We start from the raw sequence: 21,665 nt of genomic DNA, 5'->3' as shown, positions 1-21,665 counted from the left end.
AGTTCCTGTTCCCAGAGATTAACAGGTGAGGCCATGTGGCACCTCCCTTAGGGTTAGAAAGAAGGACGATAGCTATCATGACACAATACACATTACGACTGTAGTACTAGGCGGGAGTTATTCTGTTCCTCAAGAAACAGAGGCCATTGGACATAACCTTGCCATTTCATTTCCTGCTGCAATGCTTCAGCCCTGAGAGGATGTTCCATCTGCCATTGGTAGGGAAGGGTGACAATGAGAGTTCCATTTTCTACCCGTAACCGCAAAGCAGGTAAAGAGTCATCTCGCCGACGGCTGGCGAAAATAATTGCGAGGCGCAATAAACGACACAGCCGTTGTGCCTGCAATAATGGCAGGGCATTCTGCTGGCTGAGTGAGGCTAAATCCACAGGGCCACTTTGGTTTTTCAACAGGGTGGCCAGCAGGCGTTTTTGCGCAGGTGTATAACCGGGCAGATCTAAATGGCTAACCAAGTAAGCAGAGTGCGCTGATCCCTGACGAGAATCAATGAACAGGCCGATTTCATGGAGTAAACATGCACTGCTCAATAATTCGCGGCTGTGTTCATTCAATTCCCAGTACTTGGTGACTTGCTGGCAAAAGTATTCTGCCAATTGCCTGACACGTTGTGCCTGTTCAACATCCAGTTGAAAGCGATGCTGCATATTACGCAGGGTTCTTGCGCGAATATCTTGCTCAATTGGCAAATCCAGCATCCCGTAAACCAAACCTTCACGCAATGCGCCACCTGCCAGTGTCATGCTCCCGATTTTTAATGCCTGAAAAATAGCAATTAAGATTGCCAAACCGCTGGGAAAAACCAATGCCCGTTCTAGTGTCAGCCCATCAATTTCCAGTTCTTCCAGCTTACCGCACTCAATTGCCTGATGTTTGAGTTGCTGAAGCTTAGGCAGGGTAATCAACTCATCCATGCCCTGAGCGATCATAATTTCCTGCAAAGCCTGTACCGTACCGGAAGCACCCACGCAAATGTGCCATCCTTGCTCAAGCAGAGTTGTAGTGGCAGAACTTAGAATGACATGGGCAGCAGATTCCGCTTTGGCGAAATTTTCTTCTGTCAGGCTGCGATCATTGAAATAACGTTCCAGCCAGGTGACGCAGCCCATTTCAAGACTGAATAGCTGACTGGCCTTAGCCCCGGTGCCTGTTACGAGTTCTGTACTGGCACCTCCAATATCCACGACAAGCCGTTGTTCAGGCCCACCTGTGGTGTGGGCAACACCTTGATAAATCAGGCAAGCCTCTTCTTCACCACTGATGACATTGACAGGACTACTCAATATTGCTGAAGCTTTTCTCACAAACTCATCCGAATTTGCTGCAAGACGCAAGGTTGCTGTAGCAACAACGCGGATCTGCGTGGCAGGAATGTCCTGCAAGTATTCGGAAAAAAGGCGGAGGCACTGCCATCCCCGTTCCATTGCCTGCTGTGATAAATGGTTATTTTTATCCAATCCGGCGGCCAGCCTGACTTTGCGTTTGATGCGGGTGACCACTTGAATACTACCGGATATTTCGCGGACCACCAGCATGTGGAAACTGTTTGAGCCTAAATCGATAGCGGCATAGAGCGAAGAAGAACTCAGCATAGTATTTTATTCCAGCATGTGTTATTTCAGCATCGTATTATTTCATCATTACGTTATTTTAGCTTGGGCGCTTGCGACTACGCGTTGGATTTCCACGGCGCGGCATATTGGTGCGGCGTGGGTGTCCCCCTGAACGGGAACGGTTACGGCGCTTGGGTACGGGTAAATCTTTCAGCAAGGCATCGCTGTTGTATTTGCTGACAGGTATCTGGTGCTGAATATACTCTTCGATAGCAGGTAAGTTCAGCGCGTACTCTTCACATGCCAGACTGATGGAATGACCACTTTCTCCGGCACGACCTGTCCGGCCAATTCGATGGACATAATCTTCACAGTCATCCGGCAGATCATAGTTAAAGACATGCGTCACTGAGGGGATATGCAAACCACGGGCGGCAACATCGGTGGCGACCAGAATATCCAGATTGCCCTGACTGAATTCTTCAAGGATCCGCAGGCGCTTTTTCTGTGCAACATCACCCGTCAGCAAACCGACGCGATGACCGTCAGCAGCCAAATGAGCCCAGACATCTTCACAACGATGTTTGGTGTTGGCAAAAATGATGCAGCGATCAGGCCACTCTTCTTCCAGCAAAGTCTGTAGCAGACGCATTTTTTCTTCATTGGAAGGGTAAAACAGCTCTTCCTGAATGCGATGCCCTGTTTTCTGCAAGGGTTCTACTTCCACATATTCAGGGTTATTCATTTGTTCGAAGGCCAGTTCACGCACCCGGTAAGACAGCGTTGCAGAAAACAGCAAGTTCATTCTTTCAGTCGCTGCCGGGATCCGGCGGAACAACCAACGGATGTCCTTGATAAAGCCCAGATCATACATGCGATCGGCCTCATCAAGCACGACAACTTGAATGGCACCAAGCTGGATATGCCCCTGTTTTGTGTAATCGATCAGGCGACCGGTTGTGCCAATGATGATATCGACGCCAGATTCTAACACCTTAAGTTGCTTATCATAGCCATCGCCACCATAAGCAAGGCCCATTTTCAATCCGGTGACTTCTGCCAGTTCTTCTGCATCAGAATAAATCTGGACAGCCAGTTCGCGGGTAGGAGCCATAATCAGCGCCCTTGGCTGATTGATTTTATGCCCCTTAGCAGCAGGATTAGTCAGTAAATAGTTGAAAGTAGACGTCAGAAATGCCAGCGTCTTGCCTGTTCCGGTTTGTGCTTGCCCCGCAACATCTCGGCCTTCGACAGTAAAAGGCAAAGTTAGCGCCTGTATCGGCGTGCAGTTTGAAAACCCTTTTTTATCAAGGGCTTCTAAGATATTGGGGTGCAATGCGAAGTCGGAAAACTTCTTTTCTGTCAAATGTGTTTTGCTCATAGCGTGGTAGAATATCAGTTAACTATTGCTTTAAGAAAGTGTATCCGCTGAAATAAAGACACCCGTATGTTGGTTAATGTACAGTGATACTGTAAAAGATTTTATTTTTGGAGTAAAAAAATGAGTGCGAATATTACCCATCTGACCGATGCTGGTTTTGAAAACGATGTACTGAAAGCAGAAGGTCTGATCCTCGTTGATTTTTGGGCTGAGTGGTGTGGTCCCTGCAAAATGATTGCCCCTATTCTGGATGAAATTTCTGAAGAATATGCAGGCAAACTGACTATTGCCAAGTTGAACGTTGATGATAACCCAAATACAGCACCAAAATACGGTATTCGCGGAATTCCTACACTGATTTTGTTTAAGAATGGCGAAGTGGCAGCGACAAAAGTGGGCGCTTTGTCAAAAACCCAGTTGAAAGAGTTTTTGGAGCAGTACCTCTAATTTAGAGTCTGGTCACAGTAATTACGGGCGTTTAGCGTATAGAGTGATTTATCCTATTGACCGCTAGACGTCCGCTACGAAGCGTGGTAAGTTAGCGACCACGTGCTTGTATGAAACATTACTTGTATGAATTCTTTATTCGATATAAAGGTTTATTGATGTAAAGAGTTGACATTAAGCCTGTTGCATACTAAACAATCTGTAGTGTCTGATAAATCTGTTATTTCTGGATCACCTGAAGTATCTGATAGCATATCGCATTTAGTAAAATTTCTGAGTCTATATACGGAGCATTCGGTATATAGCTTAGTACGCTGATAGCGTCCTGATGCTGAACATCTTTAAACAGGATGTTTTATAGTTATAAACAGTGCTCACACCGAGATAATGCTTACGCTGAGGCAGTTCCGATATTGAAGTTAACCACGTTTCGTTATTATCTCAGTCGTGTTTTGACAGTTTGTCAGCCTTATTTTGAAATCAATCAGAGTACTTCAAACTATTGCCTTGTAATATAATTTAATATGTTAGAAGGATTTATTCGTTTCTGGTACAAATAAACAGGCACCGATAACGCTGCCATACCATTCACGTTCATAGTTCGAGATATACCCCGAGTTAAAGAACCCACCATTATGAATCTTACCGAATTAAAGAATACGCCGGTATCTGAGTTGATTACTCTCGGCGAAAATATGGGGCTGGAAAATCTGGCTCGTATGCGTAAGCAAGACATCATTTTCTCTATTCTCAAACAGCATGCGAAAAGCGGAGAGGATATTTTCGGAGATGGTGTGCTGGAGATATTACAGGATGGATTTGGTTTCCTCCGCTCCGCAGACAGTTCTTACCTTGCAGGTCCTGATGATATCTACGTTTCTCCTAGTCAAATCCGCCGTTTTAACCTCCGTACCGGTGACACCATTTCAGGGAAAATCCGCCCGCCAAAAGAAGGTGAACGCTATTTTGCCTTGCTGAAAGTTAATGAAGTTAACTTTGACAAACCTGAAAACGCCCGCAATAAAATCTTGTTTGAAAACCTGACACCACTTCATGCCAACAACCGTTTGCGCATGGAACGCGGTAATGGTTCTACTGAGGATTTGACTGCCCGTGTTCTGGATTTGGCAGCGCCGATTGGCCGTGGTCAGCGTGGCCTGATTGTTGCTCCGCCAAAAGCAGGTAAAACCATGCTGCTGCAAAATATTGCAGCTAACATCGCCCACAACTACCCAGATTGTGTTCTGATGGTTCTGCTGATTGATGAGCGTCCGGAAGAAGTGACCGAAATGCAGCGTCTGGTAAAAGGTGAAGTGATTGCTTCAACTTTTGATGAGCCGGCTTCCCGCCACGTGCAAGTAGCTGAAATGGTCATCGAAAAAGCAAAACGTCTGGTTGAGCATAAAAAAGACGTTATTATTCTGCTGGATTCCATTACTCGTCTGGCCCGTGCATATAACACCGTGGTTCCTGCCTCCGGTAAGGTATTGACCGGTGGTGTGGATGCGAATGCGCTGCATCGTCCAAAACGTTTCTTTGGTGCAGCACGTAATGTTGAAGAAGGTGGTAGCCTGACCATCATCGCAACGGCACTGGTTGATACTGGTTCTAAGATGGATGAGGTCATTTACGAAGAATTTAAAGGTACAGGTAACATGGAGCTGCACCTGTCCCGTAAGATTGCTGAAAAACGTGTTTTCCCTGCCATTGATTACAACCGTTCTGGAACACGTAAAGAAGAGTTGCTCACTGCACAGGATGAGCTACAGAAGATGTGGATTCTACGTAAGATCATTCACCCGATGGGTGAAATTGATGCAATGGAATTCCTTATCAACAAACTGGCTATGACAAAAACAAACGAAGAGTTCTTCGACTTTATGAAACGTTCATAGTTCTGAAATAGTTTTGAATAAAGAAAAGCAGCCATTACACCAAAGCGCCACAGGAATGTGGCGTTTTTCTATCCGGTCATTACCCTAATCTACCAAAATGGTATGTATTTTGCATGTCTTTAATTGTGTGATGAATGTCTTTCTGGACAAATGTCTTACAGCTGTTCAGTCAATAATAATTGATCACTATCTACCTACGGCCAGCATTATCCATGTGTTGATTTTTATACATGGTAGGACATCTTATTATTAACACTCAACTTATGGAGTTACTGTCGTATGTACCCACAAGTCAATGAATAATAGATGACCCATCGTTATTTTTGCAGAGAGTTGTTATCGTGAATATTCCCAGCATGAGTGCCGAAATTTTTTGTGTATTTATATTTTCATTCGTGTTTTTGTTTATGGCACACAAGGTTGCAAAAAATATCGGTTTGGTTGATAAACCCAATCATCGTAAACGTCACCAAGGTCTGATTCCGTTGGTTGGTGGATTATCTGTTTTTTTTGGGGTTTGCTTTGCATTTGCTATAACAAAAGAGTTTATACCTCATAAGTGGACATACTTGATTTGTGCAGGAGTATTGGTTTTTGTTGGTGTATTGGATGATCGCTTTGATATCAGTGTGAAGATCAGGGCCGTTATTCAGGCTTTGGTTGGTATCAGCATGATGTATTTCGCAGGCCTTAAACTTGAAAGTTTGGGGTATACCTTTGGCTCTTGGGAAATGATATTAGGTCCTTTCAGCTACATTGTGACTTTATTCGCTGTTTGGGCGGCCATCAACGCTTTTAACATGATGGATGGCATTGATGGTTTGTTGGGCGGATTATCATGCGTTTCATTTGGGGCATTGGGAATTTTGCTATACAAAAGTGGCAATATGGCATTGGCATTTTGGTGTTTTACCCTTATTGCTGGGATCCTACCTTATATCTTTTTAAATCTTGAGCTATTTGGAAAACGTTTCAAAATATTTATGGGGGATGCGGGAAGTACTTTAATCGGCTTTACTATTATCTGGTTATTGATTGAAGTTACTCAAGGAAAAAGCGCTTCTATCAGTCCTGTGACAGCTCTGTGGATAATCGCGATCCCATTAATGGACATGGTTGCTATTATGTATCGTCGATTGCGTAAGGGAATGAGTCCGTTTTCTCCGGATCGCCAACATATCCACCATTTGATCATGCGTGCCGGATTCACTTCTCGCCAGGCATTCATCTTGATTACTTTAGCAGCAGTTTTGTTGGCAGCGGTTGGAATTATCGGAGAACGGTTAAGTTTTGTTCCTGAATGGGTGATGTTGGCATTATTTTTGCTTGCTTTTGTGCTATATGGCTATTGCATCAAACGAGCATGGCGGGTAGCCCGTTTTATCAAACGGTGTAAACGTCGTATGCACCGGGCAGCAAGTCATCATTAATACATTGACTTATCAAAGAGGTTTTGTGCAGTGATAAATTCAGAAACGCAACCTAAACAGGATCAACAGGCTATAGAGCATGAGTTGGATATTCGTGCGCTGTGTTATGCTCTGTGGCGTGGAAAGATATGGATTATCGCACTGGCAATTATTTTCGCTGCCGTCGCTCTGGGTGCATCTTTTCTGATGCAGCAAAAGTGGAGCACAACCGCTGTTGTGGATTTACCGACGACCAATAATCTGGGTAGCTATTACTCGCAACAACAATTTTTGCGTAATTTGGATACCCATATCAATGCCTCACCAGAAGCACAATTGCCGACTATTCCCGATGGTGCATACAAAGAATTCATGATACAGGTTGCGGCGTATGATACCCGTCGTGAATTCTGGCTTGATTCTGATTATTACAAACAGCGCAGGAAAGGGACGACCAAAGCGGATGCCATGTTGCTGGATGAGTTGATCAACAATATTCAAATCACGCGGAGTGATGACAGAAAAGTACCCAATGACAATATCAAGCTGACAGCAGAAACAGCAGTTGATGCAAACCAACTGCTGCGCAGATATATTGCATTTGCCAATCAACGGGCGAGCACCCATCTGAACAACGAAATTAAAGGTGCATGGGCGACACGAACCCAGTCAATGAAAGCATTGGTTAAACGTCAGGAGATGGTAGCCAAGGCAATGTACAATCGTGAACTGAATGTCTTGCAGCAGTCACTGAAAGTGGCTGAGAAACAAGGTATTCACCGTAATCAAACAACCATTCCTATCGAAGAATTGCCTGAATCCAAAATGTTTATGCTGGGTATGCCATTGTTGCAGGCCCAGATTGAAACGTTGGAAGCGACGGGCCCGAATTACAGCATTGATTATGATCAAAACATGGCGATGCTGGCTACATTGAATGTCGGCCCAACTTTACAGGGTACTTTCCAGACTTACCGTTATCTCAGGACACCTGAGGAACCTGTCAACCGAGACAGCCCTCGCCGTGCTTTCATGATGATTATGTGGGGTGCCATTGGCATGTTGGTTGGTGCTGGGGTTGCTTTGGCAAGGCGCTCACGCTCCGTCAGTTCATATAATAATTTCATGTAAATAACTCATAAGTTCTTCAGGGTTAATGACTGTTCTCGGTAGCCTGCCTCTGCGTGCGTCTTGCTCAGGAGTAGGAATGGAAATGGTAATTAACCCACCGCTTTTGTGGAAAATTTGCAATGATTGACAAAATAAGAGAGCCACTGTGAAAGTGTTGACTGTGTTTGGTACTCGACCGGAAGCCATCAAAATGGCACCGTTGGTACACGCATTGGCTAGGGATACTGCCTTTGACGCAAAAGTGTGTGTCACTGCCCAGCATAGAGAGATGTTGGATCAGGTGTTGCACTTGTTCGGAATAACGCCAGATTTTGATCTCAATATCATGCAAAAAGGGCAGGACCTCACGGATATTACCTGCCGGATCCTGCAAGGTATCAAGCCTGTATTGGAAGAATTTAAACCGGATGTGGTGCTGGTGCATGGCGATACGACTACGACTATGGCAACCAGTCTGGCCGCATTCTATCAGCATATTCCTGTGGGCCATGTCGAAGCAGGGCTGAGAACCGGAGATCTTTATTCTCCCTGGCCGGAAGAAGCTAACCGTAAAATTGCCGGACACTTGGCGATGTACCATTTTGCGCCAACGGAAAACTCCAGAAATAATCTCTTAAAAGAGTCTATTGCAGAAAATCGTATTTTTGTTACAGGTAATACGGTTATTGATGCTCTGCTGTCAGTCCGTGACCGCATCATGAATGACGAAGCCATATATGGTCAGCTTGCTGAACTTTATCCCTTCATTGATCCGAATAAAAAAATGATTCTGGTGACAGGCCATCGTCGTGAGAGCTTTGGTAAGGGTTTTGAGCGCATATGTGAAGCGTTGGCCCAGATTGCCAGAGCACATCCTGAAGTTCAGGTGGTTTATCCGGTTCATTTGAACCCAAATGTCAGTGAACCCGTTAAGCGTATTTTGCATGACATTGATAACGTTATCCTTATCAAACCCCAGGATTACCTGCCATTCGTCTATTTGATGAATCATGCCTACATGATTCTGACCGACTCAGGCGGCATTCAGGAAGAAGCCCCTTCTTTGGGAAAACCTGTTCTGGTTATGCGCAGCACCACCGAACGACCTGAAGCGATTGATGCGGGGACGGTGCGATTGGTGGGGACAGAAACACAAACTATTGTCGCAGAAGTGACGCGCTTATTGACGGATGACATCGCTTACCAACAGATGAGCCATGCCCATAACCCTTACGGTGATGGTAAGGCTTGCCAGCGCATTCTTGAAGCATTAAAGAAAAATCAGGTGACATTATGAGTTTTGAAACAATTTCTGTGATCGGGCTTGGTTATATTGGCTTACCCACCGCAGCAGCATTTGCCTCCCGCCAAAAAACCGTCATTGGTGTGGATGTCAATCAACATGCGGTAGAGACGATTAACCGTGGCGCAATTCATATCGTTGAACCTGATTTAGATAACGTGGTGAAAGTTGCCGTTGAAGGCGGTTATTTGAAAGCCGTAACAGTTCCACAAACTGCGGATGCCTTCTTGATTGCCGTGCCTACGCCTTTCAAAGGCGATCACGAACCGGACATGGCTTATGTGCACTCTGCTGCGAAATCAATAGCGCCAGTCCTGAAGAAAGGCGACTTGATCATTCTGGAATCTACTTCGCCGGTTGGTGCGACAGAACAGATGGCAGGATGGTTGGCTGCGGCACGCCCTGATCTTTCATTTCCCCAACAATCGGGTGAAGATTCGGATATTGATATCGCTTATTGTCCTGAACGCGTATTGCCGGGCCAGGTCATGGTGGAATTGATCAAAAACGATCGCGTGGTGGGGGGTATGACAGCCAAATCATCCTCCAGAGCAAGTGAACTGTACAAAATTTTCCTTGAAGGCGAATGTGTTATCACTAATGCCAAAACGGCAGAAATGTGCAAACTGACGGAAAACAGTTTCCGTGATGTCAATATCGCGTTTGCCAATGAACTTTCTTTGATCTGTGCTGAACAGGGCATTAATGTCTGGGAACTGATTAGTCTGGCAAACCGTCATCCTCGCGTAAATATCTTGCAGCCCGGGCCGGGTGTTGGCGGGCACTGTATCGCGGTCGATCCGTGGTTTATCGTATCCCAGAATCCTGAACAATCTCGTCTGATTCATACTGCGCGTTTAGTTAATGACGGAAAACCGCTTTGGGTGGTTGATCAAGTGAAAGCGGCAGTGGCGGATTGTCTGGCAGAAAGCGGCAAACGGGCAAGTGAAGTTAAAATTGCCTGTTTTGGGCTGGCTTTCAAACCGAACATTGATGATTTACGCGAAAGCCCGGCGGTTCATATCACTGAAATGGTTGCACAGTGGCATGTAGGGAAAACCGTGGCGGTTGAGCCAAATGTACATGAACTGCCAAAATCACTGAAAGGTCTGGTTGAGTTGATGGATGTGAAGCAGGCATTGGAAGAGGCAGACGTTGTATTGATGCTGGTGGATCACCGTCAGTTTAAAGCCATTCATGGCGATGAAATAAAGCAAAAATGGGTTGTTGATACAAAAGGAGTTTGGCGTTGAAACGTATTCTAATTACAGGTGGTGCAGGCTTCATCGGCTCTGCGGTTGTCCGCCACATTATCAGTCAGACAGAAGACAGCGTCGTCATCGTTGATAGCCTGACTTATGCCGGTAACCTTGAATCACTGGCTCCGGTGGCTAATCATCCTCGCTATGCGTTTGAACAGGTGGATATCTGCCAGCGTGATGCCTTGGATCGTGTATTCCTGCAATACCAGCCGGATGCGGTTATGCATCTGGCGGCAGAAAGTCATGTTGACCGTTCCATTGACGGGCCTACCGCTTTTATCGAAACCAACATCATTGGTACTTATACTTTACTGGAAGCAGCGCGGGCGTTCTGGCAGCAATTGGATCAGGAGAAACAGGCCAAATTCCGTTTCCACCATATCTCAACAGATGAGGTTTATGGTGACCTGCACGGTGAAGACGGCTTCTTTACTGAAACAACGCCTTATGCACCGAGCAGCCCATACTCTGCATCTAAGGCTTCCAGTGACCATCTGGTCAGGGCGTGGCGTCGTACTTATGGTTTACCGACGGTGATCACCAATTGTTCCAATAACTATGGCCCTTATCACTTCCCTGAAAAACTGATCCCATTGATCATCCTGAACGCGTTGGCGGGTAAGCCACTGCCGGTTTATGGCAAAGGTGAGCAAATCCGTGACTGGCTGTATGTGGAAGATCACGCAAGAGCATTGTATTTGGTGGTAACCAAGGCAGCGCCCGGTGAAACCTATAACATCGGTGGACATAACGAGCGTAGAAATATCGATGTTGTGGAAACGATTTGTGAATTGCTGGAAGAATTTTGTCTTGAAAAAATGTGCCCAGAAAAACCTGCGGGGATAGAGCGTTATCGTGATCTGATTACTTATGTGACGGATCGCCCGGGGCATGATATGCGTTATGCGATTGATGCAGAGAAAATTGAGCGTGAGCTGGGTTGGACGCCACAAGAAACCTTTGAGTCTGGCATCCGCAAGACCGTGCAATGGTATTTGGAGAACGAGAATTGGTGGCGTAGGGTTCAGGATGGCTCTTATGCAGGGGAACGTCTTGGGCTGGGAAACGAATAAGCCCGTCTGGGGGATAGCATGAAAGGAATTATACTGGCGGGGGGCTCTGGCACCCGTTTGTATCCAATAACACGTGGCGTATCAAAACAGTTATTGCCTATTTATGACAAGCCGATGATTTATTATCCGCTGTCAGTTTTAATGCTGGCGGGAATACGCGACATCCTGCTTATTTCTACACCCGATGACTTACCTGCTTTTAGGCGATTATTGGGCAATGGTGAGCAATTTGGCATTCGTCTGAGCTATGCTGAACAGCCCTCTCCCGATGGATTGGCTCAAGCGTTTTTGATTGGCGAAGAGTTTATTGGCAATGATACTTGTTGTCTGGTACTTGGCGATAATATCTTTTTTGGTCAGGCATTTAGTCCGAAACTGCAAAACGTGGTAGCGCGTGAAACAGGGGCTACCGTATTTGGTTATCAAGTGATGGACCCAGATAGATTTGGCGTCGTGGAGTTTGATGAGCAATATCGGGTACTTTCCATTGAAGAAAAACCCGTACAGCCTAAATCCAACTGGGCGGTGACAGGGCTCTATTTTTACGACCACAAAGTGGTCGATTTTGCTAAGCAAGTGAAGCCTTCCGCCCGTGGTGAGTTAGAGATCACCAGCATCAACCAAATGTATCTGGAATGTGGCGAATTAAATGTTGAATTACTCGGGCGTGGCTTTGCCTGGCTGGATACGGGCACCCATGACAGCTTAATTGAAGCGAGCACCTTTGTTCAGACCGTTGAAAAACGGCAGGGCTTCAAGATTGCCTGTCTGGAAGAGATAGCATGGCGTAATGGTTGGCTGGGCGCTGAGCAGTTGAAAGAGGCTGCTGCGGAGCTGGCTAAAACGGGTTACGGCAAATATCTGATGGATTTGCTCAATGTTTATTCACGCCAGCCTTGAACCTTTGATTTGGGATAGCCAATTCTTTGGGTTATCCACTGCGCGTCTGAATTTTTCACCGGAAGCCGCAGCACTAACGACTGCTCAGTTGGATGAGTACGCATTGGTACAGGCAAAAGTTCCTGCACAGCAAACATCCGTTATTGACGGGCTGTCCGCTTTGGGATTTTCTTTGGTGGAAGGCGAGGTGGATTTACTGTTATCGATTGATGCCGGGGATAATGCTGATATTCATACGGGACAAGAACTCATTTCTGCAAAACGACAAGATATACCCGAATTAAAATCAGTAGCGTCTCATGTGTTTACGGATAGCCGTTTCCGTAAGCCGTGGTATCAGCCGGATGACAGTGGTCGATTCTATGCGACTTGGGTCGAAAAAGCCGTTTTGGGGACGTTTGACCACGAATGTCTGCTTATCAATGATGAACGCGGTAGAATGATGGGATTTGTTACCCTGAGAGATATTGGAAGCCATGAAGCACGTATTGGTTTATTGGCTGCTGCACCGGGGAATCATCATCAGGGAATTGGAAAAAAATTAATGTCGGCGGCGCAGCAATGGTGCCAGAACCACCAGATACAACGGCTGAGAGTGGCAACACAAATCAGCAACATCACTGCCTTGCGTCTTTATACACATCGCGGTGCCATTATTGAGAGCACTGCATATTGGTTATACAGAGGATGAAATGATTCCATTTAACAAACCACCAGTAGTCGGCACTGAATTGGAATACATGAAACAAGCGATGGCCAGTGGTAAATTGTGCGGCGATGGCGAGTTCACCAAACGTTGTGAAGCCTGGATGGAGCAGCGCTTTGGCTGTCCAAAGGTGTTGCTGACACCATCTTGTACGGCCTCACTGGAAATGGCGGCTATTTTGCTGGATATCCAGCCGGGTGATGAAGTCATCATGCCGAGTTATACCTTTGTTTCTACTTCCAATGCTTTTGTTCTGCGTGGCGCAACCATCGTATTCGTAGATATTCACCCTGATACGATGAACATGGATGAAACCCAGATTGAAGCAGCCATTACAGAGAAAACACGTGCCATCGTGCCAGTGCATTATGCGGGTGTTGCTTGTGAAATGGATACCATCATGGCACTGGCAGAAAAATATAACCTGTATGTAGTGGAAGATGCGGCTCAGGGTGTTATGTCCACATATAAAGGTCGTGCGCTGGGCACAATTGGGCATATTGGTTGTTATAGCTTCCATGAAACCAAAAATTATTCGGCGGGTGGTGAGGGCGGTGCGACATTAATCAATGATAAATCCATGCTCGCCCGTGCCGAAATCATTCGTGAGAAAGGTACTAACCGTAGCCAATTTTTCCGTGGGCAAGTAGATAAATATACTTGGCGTGATATCGGTTCCAGTTATCTGTTATCTGATCTGCAAGCCGCTTATCTGTGGGGACAATTAGAGCTTGCTGAAGAAATTAACCAGCGTCGCCTGGCCTTGTGGAACAACTATTATCAGGCCCTGAAGCCATTGGCCGATGCGGGGCACCTGACCCTGCCAATCGTCCCGGAAGGCATAGAACACAACGCCCACATGTTTTATATCAAACTGAAAGATGTGGAAGAACGTGGTGAATTCAACCGTTACATGAAAGAGAACGGTATTCTGAGCGTATTTCACTACGTGGCATTGCACACCAGCCCAGCGGGTGAAAAATGTGGACGTTTCCACGGAGAAGATCGTTTTACGACCCGTGAAAGTGACCGTTTAGTGCGTTTACCTATGTTCTACAATATCACTGACGAAGAACAGCAAGCTGTCATCAACCGTATCAAGGAATTTTTCGCCTGATATGTCACTTGCTAAAGCTTCAGTTTGGACGGCAGGCTCCACACTGATCAAAATTGGTGCGGGGCTGCTGATTATTAAATTGCTGGCGGTCTCTTTTGGCCCAACAGGCGTGGGGCTGGCTGGTAACTTTCGTCAACTCATCACCGTATTAGGCGTGTTGTCTGGTGCGGGGATTTTTAATGGCGTCACTAAATACGTGGCGGAACATCATCAGCAACCGGAAAAACTCAGGGCAGTACTGGGAACCTCATCCTTGATTATTCTCGGTTTTTCGACCCTGCTGGCGGTGATTTTCCTCTTGTTCAGTGATGTCATCAGTATTGGCTTATTTGGTCACAATCATTACAAATCTGTTGTGCAGGCGCTCGCATTTATTCAAATGGGTATCGCTTACGCCAACTATTTTCTGGCTATCCTGAAAGGATTCAGGGATGCTCAGGGAAACGCGCTGGCAATTATTCTGGGCAGTCTGACGGGGGTGATTGCCTATGGCCTCTGTTATTGGCTGGGAGGCTATGAAGGTGCGTTGGCTGGTTTGGCTTTAGTTCCTGCATTGGTGGTTTTGCCCGCAGGATTGATGATCTTGCACCGCAAAGTCATTGCATTTTCCGCCCTGAAACCCATGTGGGATCGGGCGATTGCCAGTCATTTGGGTAAATTTACCCTTATGGCATTGCTGACCTCCATAACGTTGCCTGTTGCTTATGTCATGATGCGAAATTTAATGGCGGCACGTTATAGCTGGGAAGAGGTTGGAATTTGGCAGGGCGTGAGCAGCATTTCTGATGCCTATTTACAATTTATTACGGCTTCTTTCACGGTCTATCTGCTGCCGACTCTTTCTCGTTTAGAGAGTAAGCAGGATATTATCAGTGAAATAGTGAAGGCACTGAAATTTGTCTTACCTGCTGTAGCTGCTGCCAGTTTTTCAGTCTGGTTGTTGCGTGATTTTGTTATTTGGTTGCTGTTTTCAGACAAATTTACCGCGATGCGGGAGTTATTCGCATGGCAGTTAGTGGGTGATGTGTTGAAAGTTGGCGCTTATGTTTTTGGTTATCTGGTGATAGCAAAAGCTGCACTGCGTTTTTATGTTCTGGCTGAGGTCAGTCAGTTCCTCTTGCTGAGTGGTTTCTCCCATTGGCTAATACCGAAAAATGGGGCATTGGGTGCGGCTCAGTCATATATGGCAACTTACATTGTTTATTTCATTCTTTGTTGTAGCGTATTTATTATTTATCGCAGGCGAGCATGACAACCCTAATTCACGTTTTGGGATCGGATATCCCACATCACAATCAAACGTTGCTGCGTTTCTTTAATGACGTCCTGGCTCAGGAAATACCTTTTTCGGCCAAACCGTGTTTTATGGTGGTGTCCAAAGACCACACATGGCTGTCGAATTCTAATTATTCTGGTTTGACGATCTCTGTTTATGAGAGTAAAGCCGCTCTTTCACAGGCGGTGATTGAAAAAGCAAAGGCAGATAGAGCAACCCGTTTTTTCTTCCACGGGCAGTTTAACGCTGTTTTGTGGCTGGCTTTATTAGTGGGCAAAATTAAACGATATCAATTTTGGTGGCATGCGTGGGGAGCTGATTTATATGAAGAATCCCATCAACTGAAATTTCGTTTGTTCTATCTGCTTCGTCGCTTGGCACAGAAGCGAGTAGGGCATATTTTTGCCACGCGCGGTGATCTCCAGTATTTTCTCCGGCACACAGGTCAATCCAAAACTCGAGTGCCATCATCATTGCTCTATTTCCCAACCCGGATAGATCCTACTCTTACGGTAACAGAAAAAACATTTTCGCCGGAAGGGATCACTATTCTGCTGGGGAATTCAGGAGATCAATCCAACCTTCATATAGAAGCATTGCATAAGATCCACCATCAGTTTGGGGATGAGGCACGGGTGATTATTCCGATGGGTTACCCTGATAATAACCAGCCCTATATCCAGCGCGTAAAACAAACCGCATTGTCGCTGTTTCCAGCGCAAAACGTCCATATCTTGCAGGATAAAATGGCATTTGACGAATATTTGTCGCTGCTGCGTCAATGCGATTTAGGCTATTTCATTTTCAATCGCCAACAGGGTATTGGAACACTCTGTTTGCTGATTCAATTTGGTATTCCGTTTGTTTTGAGCCGCCAGAATCCATTCTGGCATGATTTGACGGAGCAGCAGGTGCCTGTTCTGTTCGATGGTGATGAATTGAATAAACCCTGGGTGCAGGAAGCACAGCGTCAGATGCTGTCCCTTGATAAAAAGGCGATTGCCTTTTTTGATCCCAATTTTATTGATGGGTGGAAAAGCGCCCTATTGGCGGCATCTGGAGAATATCAATGACCTTGACACAATTCGGTGGGCTGTTTGTCGTTTACGTGAGTTCATTGGCTTTTATCCTGACCTTGACGTATCAAGAATTTCGGCGTGTCCGCTTTAATTTTAATGTTTTTTTCTCATTACTGTATCTGTTGACGTTCTATTTTGGCTTCCCGCTGACCTGTATGTTAGTGTTCCAGTTTGATGTACAGGTTGTTCCGGTAGATTCGTTGCTGCATGCAATGTTGGCGTCAGGCTGTTTTTACGCTATTTACTATGTAGCGTATAAAACGCGCCTTAGCTATAAAACAAAAACACGCAGAAATAATATGGGGCCTGAAACACCCTTGGTTGCTTCTGCACGAAAGCCCTTATTCAATATGAATCGGGTGGAAACTAATCTCACATGGCTGCTGCTTGCTGGTATTGCTGTCGTTACAGTGGGATCGTTCTTTATGCAGAACGGTTTCTTGTTATTTAAGTTACAGTCCTATAGCCAGATATTTTCCAGCCAGGTTTCCGGTGTCGCACTCAAACGCTTCTTCTATTTCTTCATTCCTGCCATGTTGGTGGTGTTTTTTCTGAATCCGACTAAAATTCGTTGGGTGTGTTTTTTGGTAGGAACGGTCGGATTTGGCATTCTGACTTATGTGATTGTTGGAGGAACGCGGGCTAATATCATTATCGCGTTTGCATTGTTTCTGTTTATTGGCATTGTCCGTGGTTGGATCACATTGTGGATGCTATTTGCCGCGGGCATATTTGGAATTATCGGCATGTTTTGGCTGGCGTTAAAGCGTTATGGCCTGGATGTGAGTGGTGCCGAAGCCTTTTATACGTTTCTGTATCTCACGCGGGATACTTTCTCGCCGTGGGAAAATCTGGCCCTGTTGCTGGATAACTACAGCAAAATAGATTTTCAGGGTTTGGCTCCAATCATCCGTGATTTTTATGTCTTTATTCCCAGTTGGTTGTGGCCAGACAGACCTAATCTGGTCTGGAATACAGCCAATTACTTTACATGGGACGTGCTGAATAACCACTCAGGCCTTGCGATTTCACCAACGCTGATTGGTTCGCTTGTGGTAATGGGCGGTGTGTTCTTTATCCCTCTGGGCGCGATTGTTGTTGGTTTACTTATCAAATGGTTTGATTGGGTCTATGAAGCAGGGAAGCAGGAAACTAATCGCTATAAGTCAGCGATTTTGCAAGCTTTCTGTTTTGGTGCCATTTTTAATATGATTGTACTTGCCCGTGAAGGCGTAGATTCTTTTGTTTCCCGGGTCGTGTTCTTCTGCATTGTTTTTGGCCTGTGCCTGATCGCGGCGAAATTACTTTACTGGCTGTTTGAAAGTGCCGGGCTGGTTAGAAAGCTCGTAGTCAGTAACTTGGCTACTTCGCGAAAAACATCTGTGATTTTGGATGTAAGGAAGAAAAATGGCGCTGAATAACGTTCCCAAATATCGCATTCGTGGCCTCAATCTCTGGGGATTTCGTGGTATGTCGCATTTTCTTGATCATCTTTTTCAGGATGGACAAGTAAAAACAGGTACGCTGGTTGCGATTAATGCAGAGAAAGTCCTCACTGCGGAAAAAGATAATGCCCTGAACATGTTGCTGAATGAGGCTGAATATTTATATGCCGATGGCATTAGCATTGTACGGGCCATTCGTCGTAAATACCCTGATGCAGATGTATCCCGGATTGCGGGAGCCGATTTGTGGGAAGCCTTGATGGAACGGGCTGGCAGTGAAGGAACTCCCGTCTTTCTGGTAGGTGGAAAGCCTGACGTTCTGGCGCAGACAGAAAATAAATTGCGTGCCCAGTGGAACGTCAATATCGTGGGCAGCCAGGATGGTTATTTTACACCAGAAACGCGTGATGCGGTGTTTGAACGGATTCATGCCAGCGGTGCAGCGATTATTACTGTCGCAATGGGATCGCCGAAACAGGAGATCTTTATGCGTGACTGCCGAAAAGTACATCCAGATGCGCTATATATGGGGATTGGCGGGACTTATGATGTTTTTACAGGGCATGTCAAACGAGCACCGAAAATTTGGCAGAATTTAGGTCTGGAGTGGCTGTACCGTCTGCTATCTCAGCCAAGCCGCATCCGTAGGCAATTCAAGCTATTGAGGTTCCTTGGTTATTATTACGGGGGCAAGCTCTAGCCCGAAAATTCTTTGTTTTAAGCCTGCCACATGGAAAGTGTGTTGTTCATCTGTGGCAGGTTTTCGCTTTGTCTCTCATCATCGTCCCTTCGCACTTAGCAAAAACGTGAAATAACCACCTTGTTGCGTGATTAGATAATAACCATTATTGATGCTGTTCTCCCCAACCGCGATGCCAAACAAGATTGGTATTGGTGTAATTTTATAATTTTTTATTTCACTGATTGGCAAAACGTGTTTTGATCCCAGCCTTTTTTACAACGATTGATTATCAATTCCTGTATTTTTTCTGTTTGCAAATATAGACATCATAAAAGTGGATAGGGAGTTTTATGAGTGATTCAAAACAGAGCCTGCAAAGGGGACTTGAGGCACGTCATATTGAACTGATTGCGCTGGGTGGCACAATCGGCGTAGGGTTGTTCATGGGGTCGGCCAGTACTTTGAAATGGGCTGGCCCTTCCGTTTTGCTGGCTTACATTATTGCTGGACTTTTTGTCTTTTTCATCATGCGTTCAATGGGAGAAATGTTATTCCTTGAACCTGTCACCGGCTCATTCGCGTCTTTTGGGCATAAATACCTTAGTCCTTATTGGGGCTGTCTGACGGCATGGGGCTATTGGTTCATGTGGGTTTCTGTGGGAATTTCAGAAATCACTGCCATCGGCGTGTATGCCGAATTCTGGTTCCCAGAATTGCCTCAGTGGGTTCCTGCGCTGATAGCGGTCGGGTTAGTGGCTCTGGCGAATCTGGCGGCGGTACGCCTGTATGGTGAATTGGAATTCTGGTTTGCCATGATCAAAGTCACAACGATTATTGTGATGATTTTGATTGGCATTGGTTTGATTTTTTTTGGTTTAGGTAATGACTGGCAACCTATTGGATTAGGTAACCTAACCTCACATGATGGTTTTTTCTCCGGTGGCTGGAAAGGCTTTTTATTTGCCCTGTGTATTGTTGTTGCGTCCTATCAGGGAGTTGAACTGGTTGGTATCACTGCGGGTGAAGCGAAAAACCCACAGGTTACGCTTAAGAAAGCGATCAACAATATCCTGTGGCGTATCCTGATCTTCTATGTTGGTGCCATTTTTATTGTTGTGACGTTGTTCCCGTGGACTGAAGTTGGCACGCATGGCAGCCCATTCGTGATGACCTTTTCTAAAGTGGGTATTGCTTCTGCGGCCGCAGTGATTAACTTTGTCGTACTGACCGCGGCACTTTCTGGATGTAACAGCGGAATGTACAGCGGCGGACGGATGTTGTATGCCCTGGCTCAAAACCGTCAATTGCCCGCTTCACTGCTAAAACTGTCGAAAAACGGTGTGCCGGTGAAATGTATAGCCATCACCATTGGCTGTTTGGTTGCCGGTTCCAGCCTGAATTATCTGATTCCAGATCCTCAGTCGGTGTTTGTTTACGTTTATAGCGCCAGCGTATTACCTGGTATGGTGCCGTGGTTTGTGATTCTGGTAAGCCAACTGCGTTTCCGCAAACATCATGAGGAAGCCCTGAAACAGCATCGGTTTAAATCGATCCTGTTCCCTTATGTCAATTACCTGACCTTGATTTTCCTGAGTTGTGTATTAGTCGGCATGGCGGTTAACCCGGATACGCGTTTCTCACTGATGGTAGGCGGGACATTTTTGCTGATTGTGTCATGTATTTATTTCTTGGTTAAGATTATTTCTTCGCAGAAAAAATCACACTAGTTTGGTAGGTTGATTCTTATACAATAAGGCTCCTTGCGGTGGAAAAGTGTTGTCTTTATCAACTAAATGGGTAAAGCGTAAGCAAATGAATCATTTCTTTTAAAAAAGCACTGGACAGTACGACATTAAATCCGTACTATCCTCCACCGCAACGGCGTTAAGCGCCCGTAGCTCAGCTGGATAGAGCGCTGCCCTCCGGAGGCAGAGGTCTCAGGTTCGAATCCTGTCGGGCGCGCCATTTTAAGCGTGCAAGAGCAGTGACAATGAGTTATCGTGGTCGATAGCGCGCGGTTGTAGCAGTAATTGTAAGTAGTAAACAGTATATAAAAGATAGCTGTTATGGTGGCTATAGCTCAGTTGGTAGAGCCCTGGATTGTGATTCCAGTCGTCGCGAGTTCGAGTCTCGTTAGCCACCCCATCTTTTTTATGACACGCGAGGGTGGCGGAATTGGTAGACGCGCTAGCTTCAGGTGTTAGTGTCCTTACGGACGTGGGGGTTCAAGTCCCCCCCTTCGCACCATAAAAAAGAGAAAAGATATATTTCGGCGAGTAGCGCAGCTTGGTAGCGCAACTGGTTTGGGACCAGTGGGTCGGAGGTTCGAATCCTCTCTCGCCGACCAAATTCTGAGAAATCCCCGCTACTGCGGGGATTTTTCTTTGTATTGTTTTGCCAATCAAAAATTTTCCTGCCAATCAAAAACTCCCTTGCGGATAAAAACACTTATTTTCCCCTTTTATTTCTTTTTAATTTCTTTGTGGATTCCCTTGGTGTGGCATTGAATATCATGGTTTTTCTTAATGCTTCAACCAGTTGTTTTAAAAGTTATTTTTAGATTGATGTTGTATTTCAACGACAAACCATACCATCAAGTGTCTCAGAACAACGACATTTAACTTATTGATTTTTATCGCCTAAATGTAAGTACCTTGAAACGCGTCTCAAATGGGAGACGGTGTTTTTGATTGTTTTTAGTGAAAATCAGGATATCTATTATGGAAAGTCAGTCAAAACGTGGGTAAGGAAAGCTTATCTTGGTTGAAAAAGTTGGCACGTTAAATGCATCATAAGAAATTGTAGATACTCATCCCACTCCTTATGACAGCACATGACTTCATAAACTCCGGGATGATGTAGAGCTGATTGTCAGTGCCTATGGTCCACGTTATAGATGGGTCATGTATTGAATAGTTAGTTGATGTGATATGCTTTTAGCTTTTTTAGGTGAAGTATGGCTAAAGTTGACGTTTATTGCCGTTATTGTCTCAAATCAGAAAAAGTGAA

The 21,665-nt window shown here is 45.5% G+C and carries 17 protein-coding genes and 4 tRNA genes; 19 read left to right on the top strand and 2 right to left on the bottom strand.

Translation table 11 applies throughout. The features are described 5' to 3' along the window. Positions 1-92: 92 nt before the first annotated feature. The gene (gppA, locus tag AAC854_RS16170; RefSeq protein ID WP_340618016.1) at positions 93-1,610 is read right to left on the bottom strand and encodes a guanosine-5'-triphosphate,3'-diphosphate diphosphatase; all 1,518 of its coding nucleotides are present in this window, start codon (positions 1,608-1,610) and stop codon (positions 93-95) included. A 58-nt stretch (positions 1,611-1,668) separates the two neighbouring features. Then, positions 1,669-2,952 (bottom strand): ATP-dependent RNA helicase RhlB, encoded by a 1,284-nt coding sequence (gene rhlB, locus AAC854_RS16165; RefSeq protein ID WP_340618015.1) that lies wholly within the window; start codon positions 2,950-2,952, stop codon positions 1,669-1,671. Between the two features lie 120 nt (positions 2,953-3,072). On the opposite strand from rhlB, the gene trxA reads away from it, so the two are divergent. The 19 genes from trxA (at position 3,073) to AAC854_RS16070 (ending at position 21,003) form a co-directional block, all read left to right on the top strand. Then, entirely contained in the window at positions 3,073-3,399 is a 327-nt protein-coding gene (trxA, locus tag AAC854_RS16160; protein WP_047962840.1) for a thioredoxin TrxA, read from the top strand. 635 nt (positions 3,400-4,034) lie between these two features. Continuing rightward, positions 4,035-5,294, top strand: a complete 1,260-nt coding sequence (gene rho, locus AAC854_RS16155) for a transcription termination factor Rho (protein ID WP_340618014.1) — start codon at positions 4,035-4,037, stop codon at positions 5,292-5,294. A gap of 341 nt (positions 5,295-5,635) precedes the next feature. Continuing rightward, entirely contained in the window at positions 5,636-6,724 is a 1,089-nt protein-coding gene (gene wecA / locus AAC854_RS16150; protein WP_340618013.1) for a UDP-N-acetylglucosamine--undecaprenyl-phosphate N-acetylglucosaminephosphotransferase, read from the top strand. Between the two features lie 30 nt (positions 6,725-6,754). Then, the gene (gene wzzE, locus AAC854_RS16145; RefSeq protein ID WP_340618012.1) at positions 6,755-7,834 is read left to right on the top strand and encodes an ECA polysaccharide chain length modulation protein; all 1,080 of its coding nucleotides are present in this window, start codon (positions 6,755-6,757) and stop codon (positions 7,832-7,834) included. Between the two features lie 145 nt (positions 7,835-7,979). Next, a complete protein-coding gene (gene wecB, locus AAC854_RS16140) occupies positions 7,980-9,110 on the top strand; it encodes a non-hydrolyzing UDP-N-acetylglucosamine 2-epimerase (RefSeq protein WP_340618011.1) in 1,131 nt (376 codons plus the stop codon). Continuing rightward, complete coding sequence (wecC, locus tag AAC854_RS16135) at positions 9,107-10,369, top strand: UDP-N-acetyl-D-mannosamine dehydrogenase (RefSeq protein WP_340618010.1); 1,263 nt, start codon at positions 9,107-9,109, stop codon at positions 10,367-10,369. Before wecB ends, wecC begins: the two co-directional genes overlap by 4 nt. Then, the gene (gene rffG, locus AAC854_RS16130) at positions 10,366-11,451 is read left to right on the top strand and encodes a dTDP-glucose 4,6-dehydratase (protein ID WP_340618009.1); all 1,086 of its coding nucleotides are present in this window, start codon (positions 10,366-10,368) and stop codon (positions 11,449-11,451) included. The genes wecC and rffG overlap by 4 nt, the downstream gene beginning before the upstream one ends. A gap of 18 nt (positions 11,452-11,469) precedes the next feature. Then, positions 11,470-12,351 (top strand): glucose-1-phosphate thymidylyltransferase RfbA, encoded by an 882-nt coding sequence (rfbA, locus tag AAC854_RS16125; RefSeq protein ID WP_047962846.1) that lies wholly within the window; start codon positions 11,470-11,472, stop codon positions 12,349-12,351. Continuing rightward, positions 12,329-13,042, top strand: coding sequence for a dTDP-4-amino-4,6-dideoxy-D-galactose acyltransferase (gene rffC / locus AAC854_RS16120; protein ID WP_340618008.1), 714 nt, complete (start codon positions 12,329-12,331; stop codon positions 13,040-13,042). Before rfbA ends, rffC begins: the two co-directional genes overlap by 23 nt. 1 nt (position 13,043) lies before the next feature. Beyond that, on the top strand, positions 13,044-14,174 hold the full coding sequence (gene rffA / locus AAC854_RS16115; RefSeq protein ID WP_340618007.1) for a dTDP-4-amino-4,6-dideoxygalactose transaminase: 1,131 nt from the start codon (positions 13,044-13,046) through the stop codon (positions 14,172-14,174). 1 nt (position 14,175) lies between these two features. Then, positions 14,176-15,426 (top strand): lipid III flippase WzxE, encoded by a 1,251-nt coding sequence (gene wzxE, locus AAC854_RS16110; protein ID WP_340618006.1) that lies wholly within the window; start codon positions 14,176-14,178, stop codon positions 15,424-15,426. Beyond that, positions 15,423-16,523 (top strand): TDP-N-acetylfucosamine:lipid II N-acetylfucosaminyltransferase, encoded by a 1,101-nt coding sequence (locus AAC854_RS16105; protein ID WP_340618005.1) that lies wholly within the window; start codon positions 15,423-15,425, stop codon positions 16,521-16,523. The genes wzxE and AAC854_RS16105 overlap by 4 nt, the downstream gene beginning before the upstream one ends. Beyond that, positions 16,520-17,950 (top strand): ECA oligosaccharide polymerase, encoded by a 1,431-nt coding sequence (gene wzyE / locus AAC854_RS16100; protein ID WP_340618004.1) that lies wholly within the window; start codon positions 16,520-16,522, stop codon positions 17,948-17,950. Before AAC854_RS16105 ends, wzyE begins: the two co-directional genes overlap by 4 nt. Further along, on the top strand, positions 17,937-18,674 hold the full coding sequence (gene wecG, locus AAC854_RS16095) for a lipopolysaccharide N-acetylmannosaminouronosyltransferase (RefSeq protein WP_340618003.1): 738 nt from the start codon (positions 17,937-17,939) through the stop codon (positions 18,672-18,674). The genes wzyE and wecG overlap by 14 nt, the downstream gene beginning before the upstream one ends. A gap of 332 nt (positions 18,675-19,006) precedes the next feature. Next, entirely contained in the window at positions 19,007-20,383 is a 1,377-nt protein-coding gene (gene thrP, locus AAC854_RS16090) for a bifunctional threonine/serine APC transporter ThrP (protein ID WP_340618002.1), read from the top strand. 161 nt (positions 20,384-20,544) lie between these two features. Next, a tRNA-Arg gene (locus AAC854_RS16085) sits at positions 20,545-20,621 on the top strand. A gap of 104 nt (positions 20,622-20,725) precedes the next feature. After that, a tRNA-His gene (locus AAC854_RS16080) sits at positions 20,726-20,801 on the top strand. 15 nt (positions 20,802-20,816) lie between these two features. Continuing rightward, positions 20,817-20,903: transfer RNA gene (locus AAC854_RS16075), tRNA-Leu, on the top strand. A 23-nt stretch (positions 20,904-20,926) separates the two neighbouring features. Next, positions 20,927-21,003, top strand: a tRNA-Pro gene (locus AAC854_RS16070). Positions 21,004-21,665: the final 662 nt, after the last annotated feature.

The organism is Xenorhabdus entomophaga (assembly GCF_037996725.1).
GTDB lineage: Bacteria > Pseudomonadota > Gammaproteobacteria > Enterobacterales > Enterobacteriaceae > Xenorhabdus > Xenorhabdus khoisanae.
Note: the sequence above shows the minus strand (reverse complement) of the source record. Positions and strands in the feature narration are given on the sequence as shown.

What these genes read in the sequence shown, in the direction of transcription:
- rfbA (WP_047962846.1), top strand. Translation starts at nt 11,470, where the DNA reads ATGAAAGGAATTATACTGGCGGGGGGCTCTGGCACCCGTTTGTATCCA.
- trxA (WP_047962840.1), top strand. Translation starts at nt 3,073, where the DNA reads ATGAGTGCGAATATTACCCATCTGACCGATGCTGGTTTTGAAAACGAT.
- rho (WP_340618014.1), top strand. Translation starts at nt 4,035, where the DNA reads ATGAATCTTACCGAATTAAAGAATACGCCGGTATCTGAGTTGATTACT.
- wecC (WP_340618010.1), top strand. Translation starts at nt 9,107, where the DNA reads ATGAGTTTTGAAACAATTTCTGTGATCGGGCTTGGTTATATTGGCTTA.
- rffC (WP_340618008.1), top strand. Translation starts at nt 12,329, where the DNA reads ATGTTTATTCACGCCAGCCTTGAACCTTTGATTTGGGATAGCCAATTC.
- wzyE (WP_340618004.1), top strand. Translation starts at nt 16,520, where the DNA reads ATGACCTTGACACAATTCGGTGGGCTGTTTGTCGTTTACGTGAGTTCA.
- gppA (WP_340618016.1), bottom strand. Translation starts at nt 1,610, where the DNA reads ATGCTGAGTTCTTCTTCGCTCTATGCCGCTATCGATTTAGGCTCAAAC.
- wzxE (WP_340618006.1), top strand. Translation starts at nt 14,176, where the DNA reads ATGTCACTTGCTAAAGCTTCAGTTTGGACGGCAGGCTCCACACTGATC.
- thrP (WP_340618002.1), top strand. Translation starts at nt 19,007, where the DNA reads ATGAGTGATTCAAAACAGAGCCTGCAAAGGGGACTTGAGGCACGTCAT.
- rffA (WP_340618007.1), top strand. Translation starts at nt 13,044, where the DNA reads ATGATTCCATTTAACAAACCACCAGTAGTCGGCACTGAATTGGAATAC.
- AAC854_RS16105 (WP_340618005.1), top strand. Translation starts at nt 15,423, where the DNA reads ATGACAACCCTAATTCACGTTTTGGGATCGGATATCCCACATCACAAT.
- rhlB (WP_340618015.1), bottom strand. Translation starts at nt 2,952, where the DNA reads ATGAGCAAAACACATTTGACAGAAAAGAAGTTTTCCGACTTCGCATTG.
- wecG (WP_340618003.1), top strand. Translation starts at nt 17,937, where the DNA reads ATGGCGCTGAATAACGTTCCCAAATATCGCATTCGTGGCCTCAATCTC.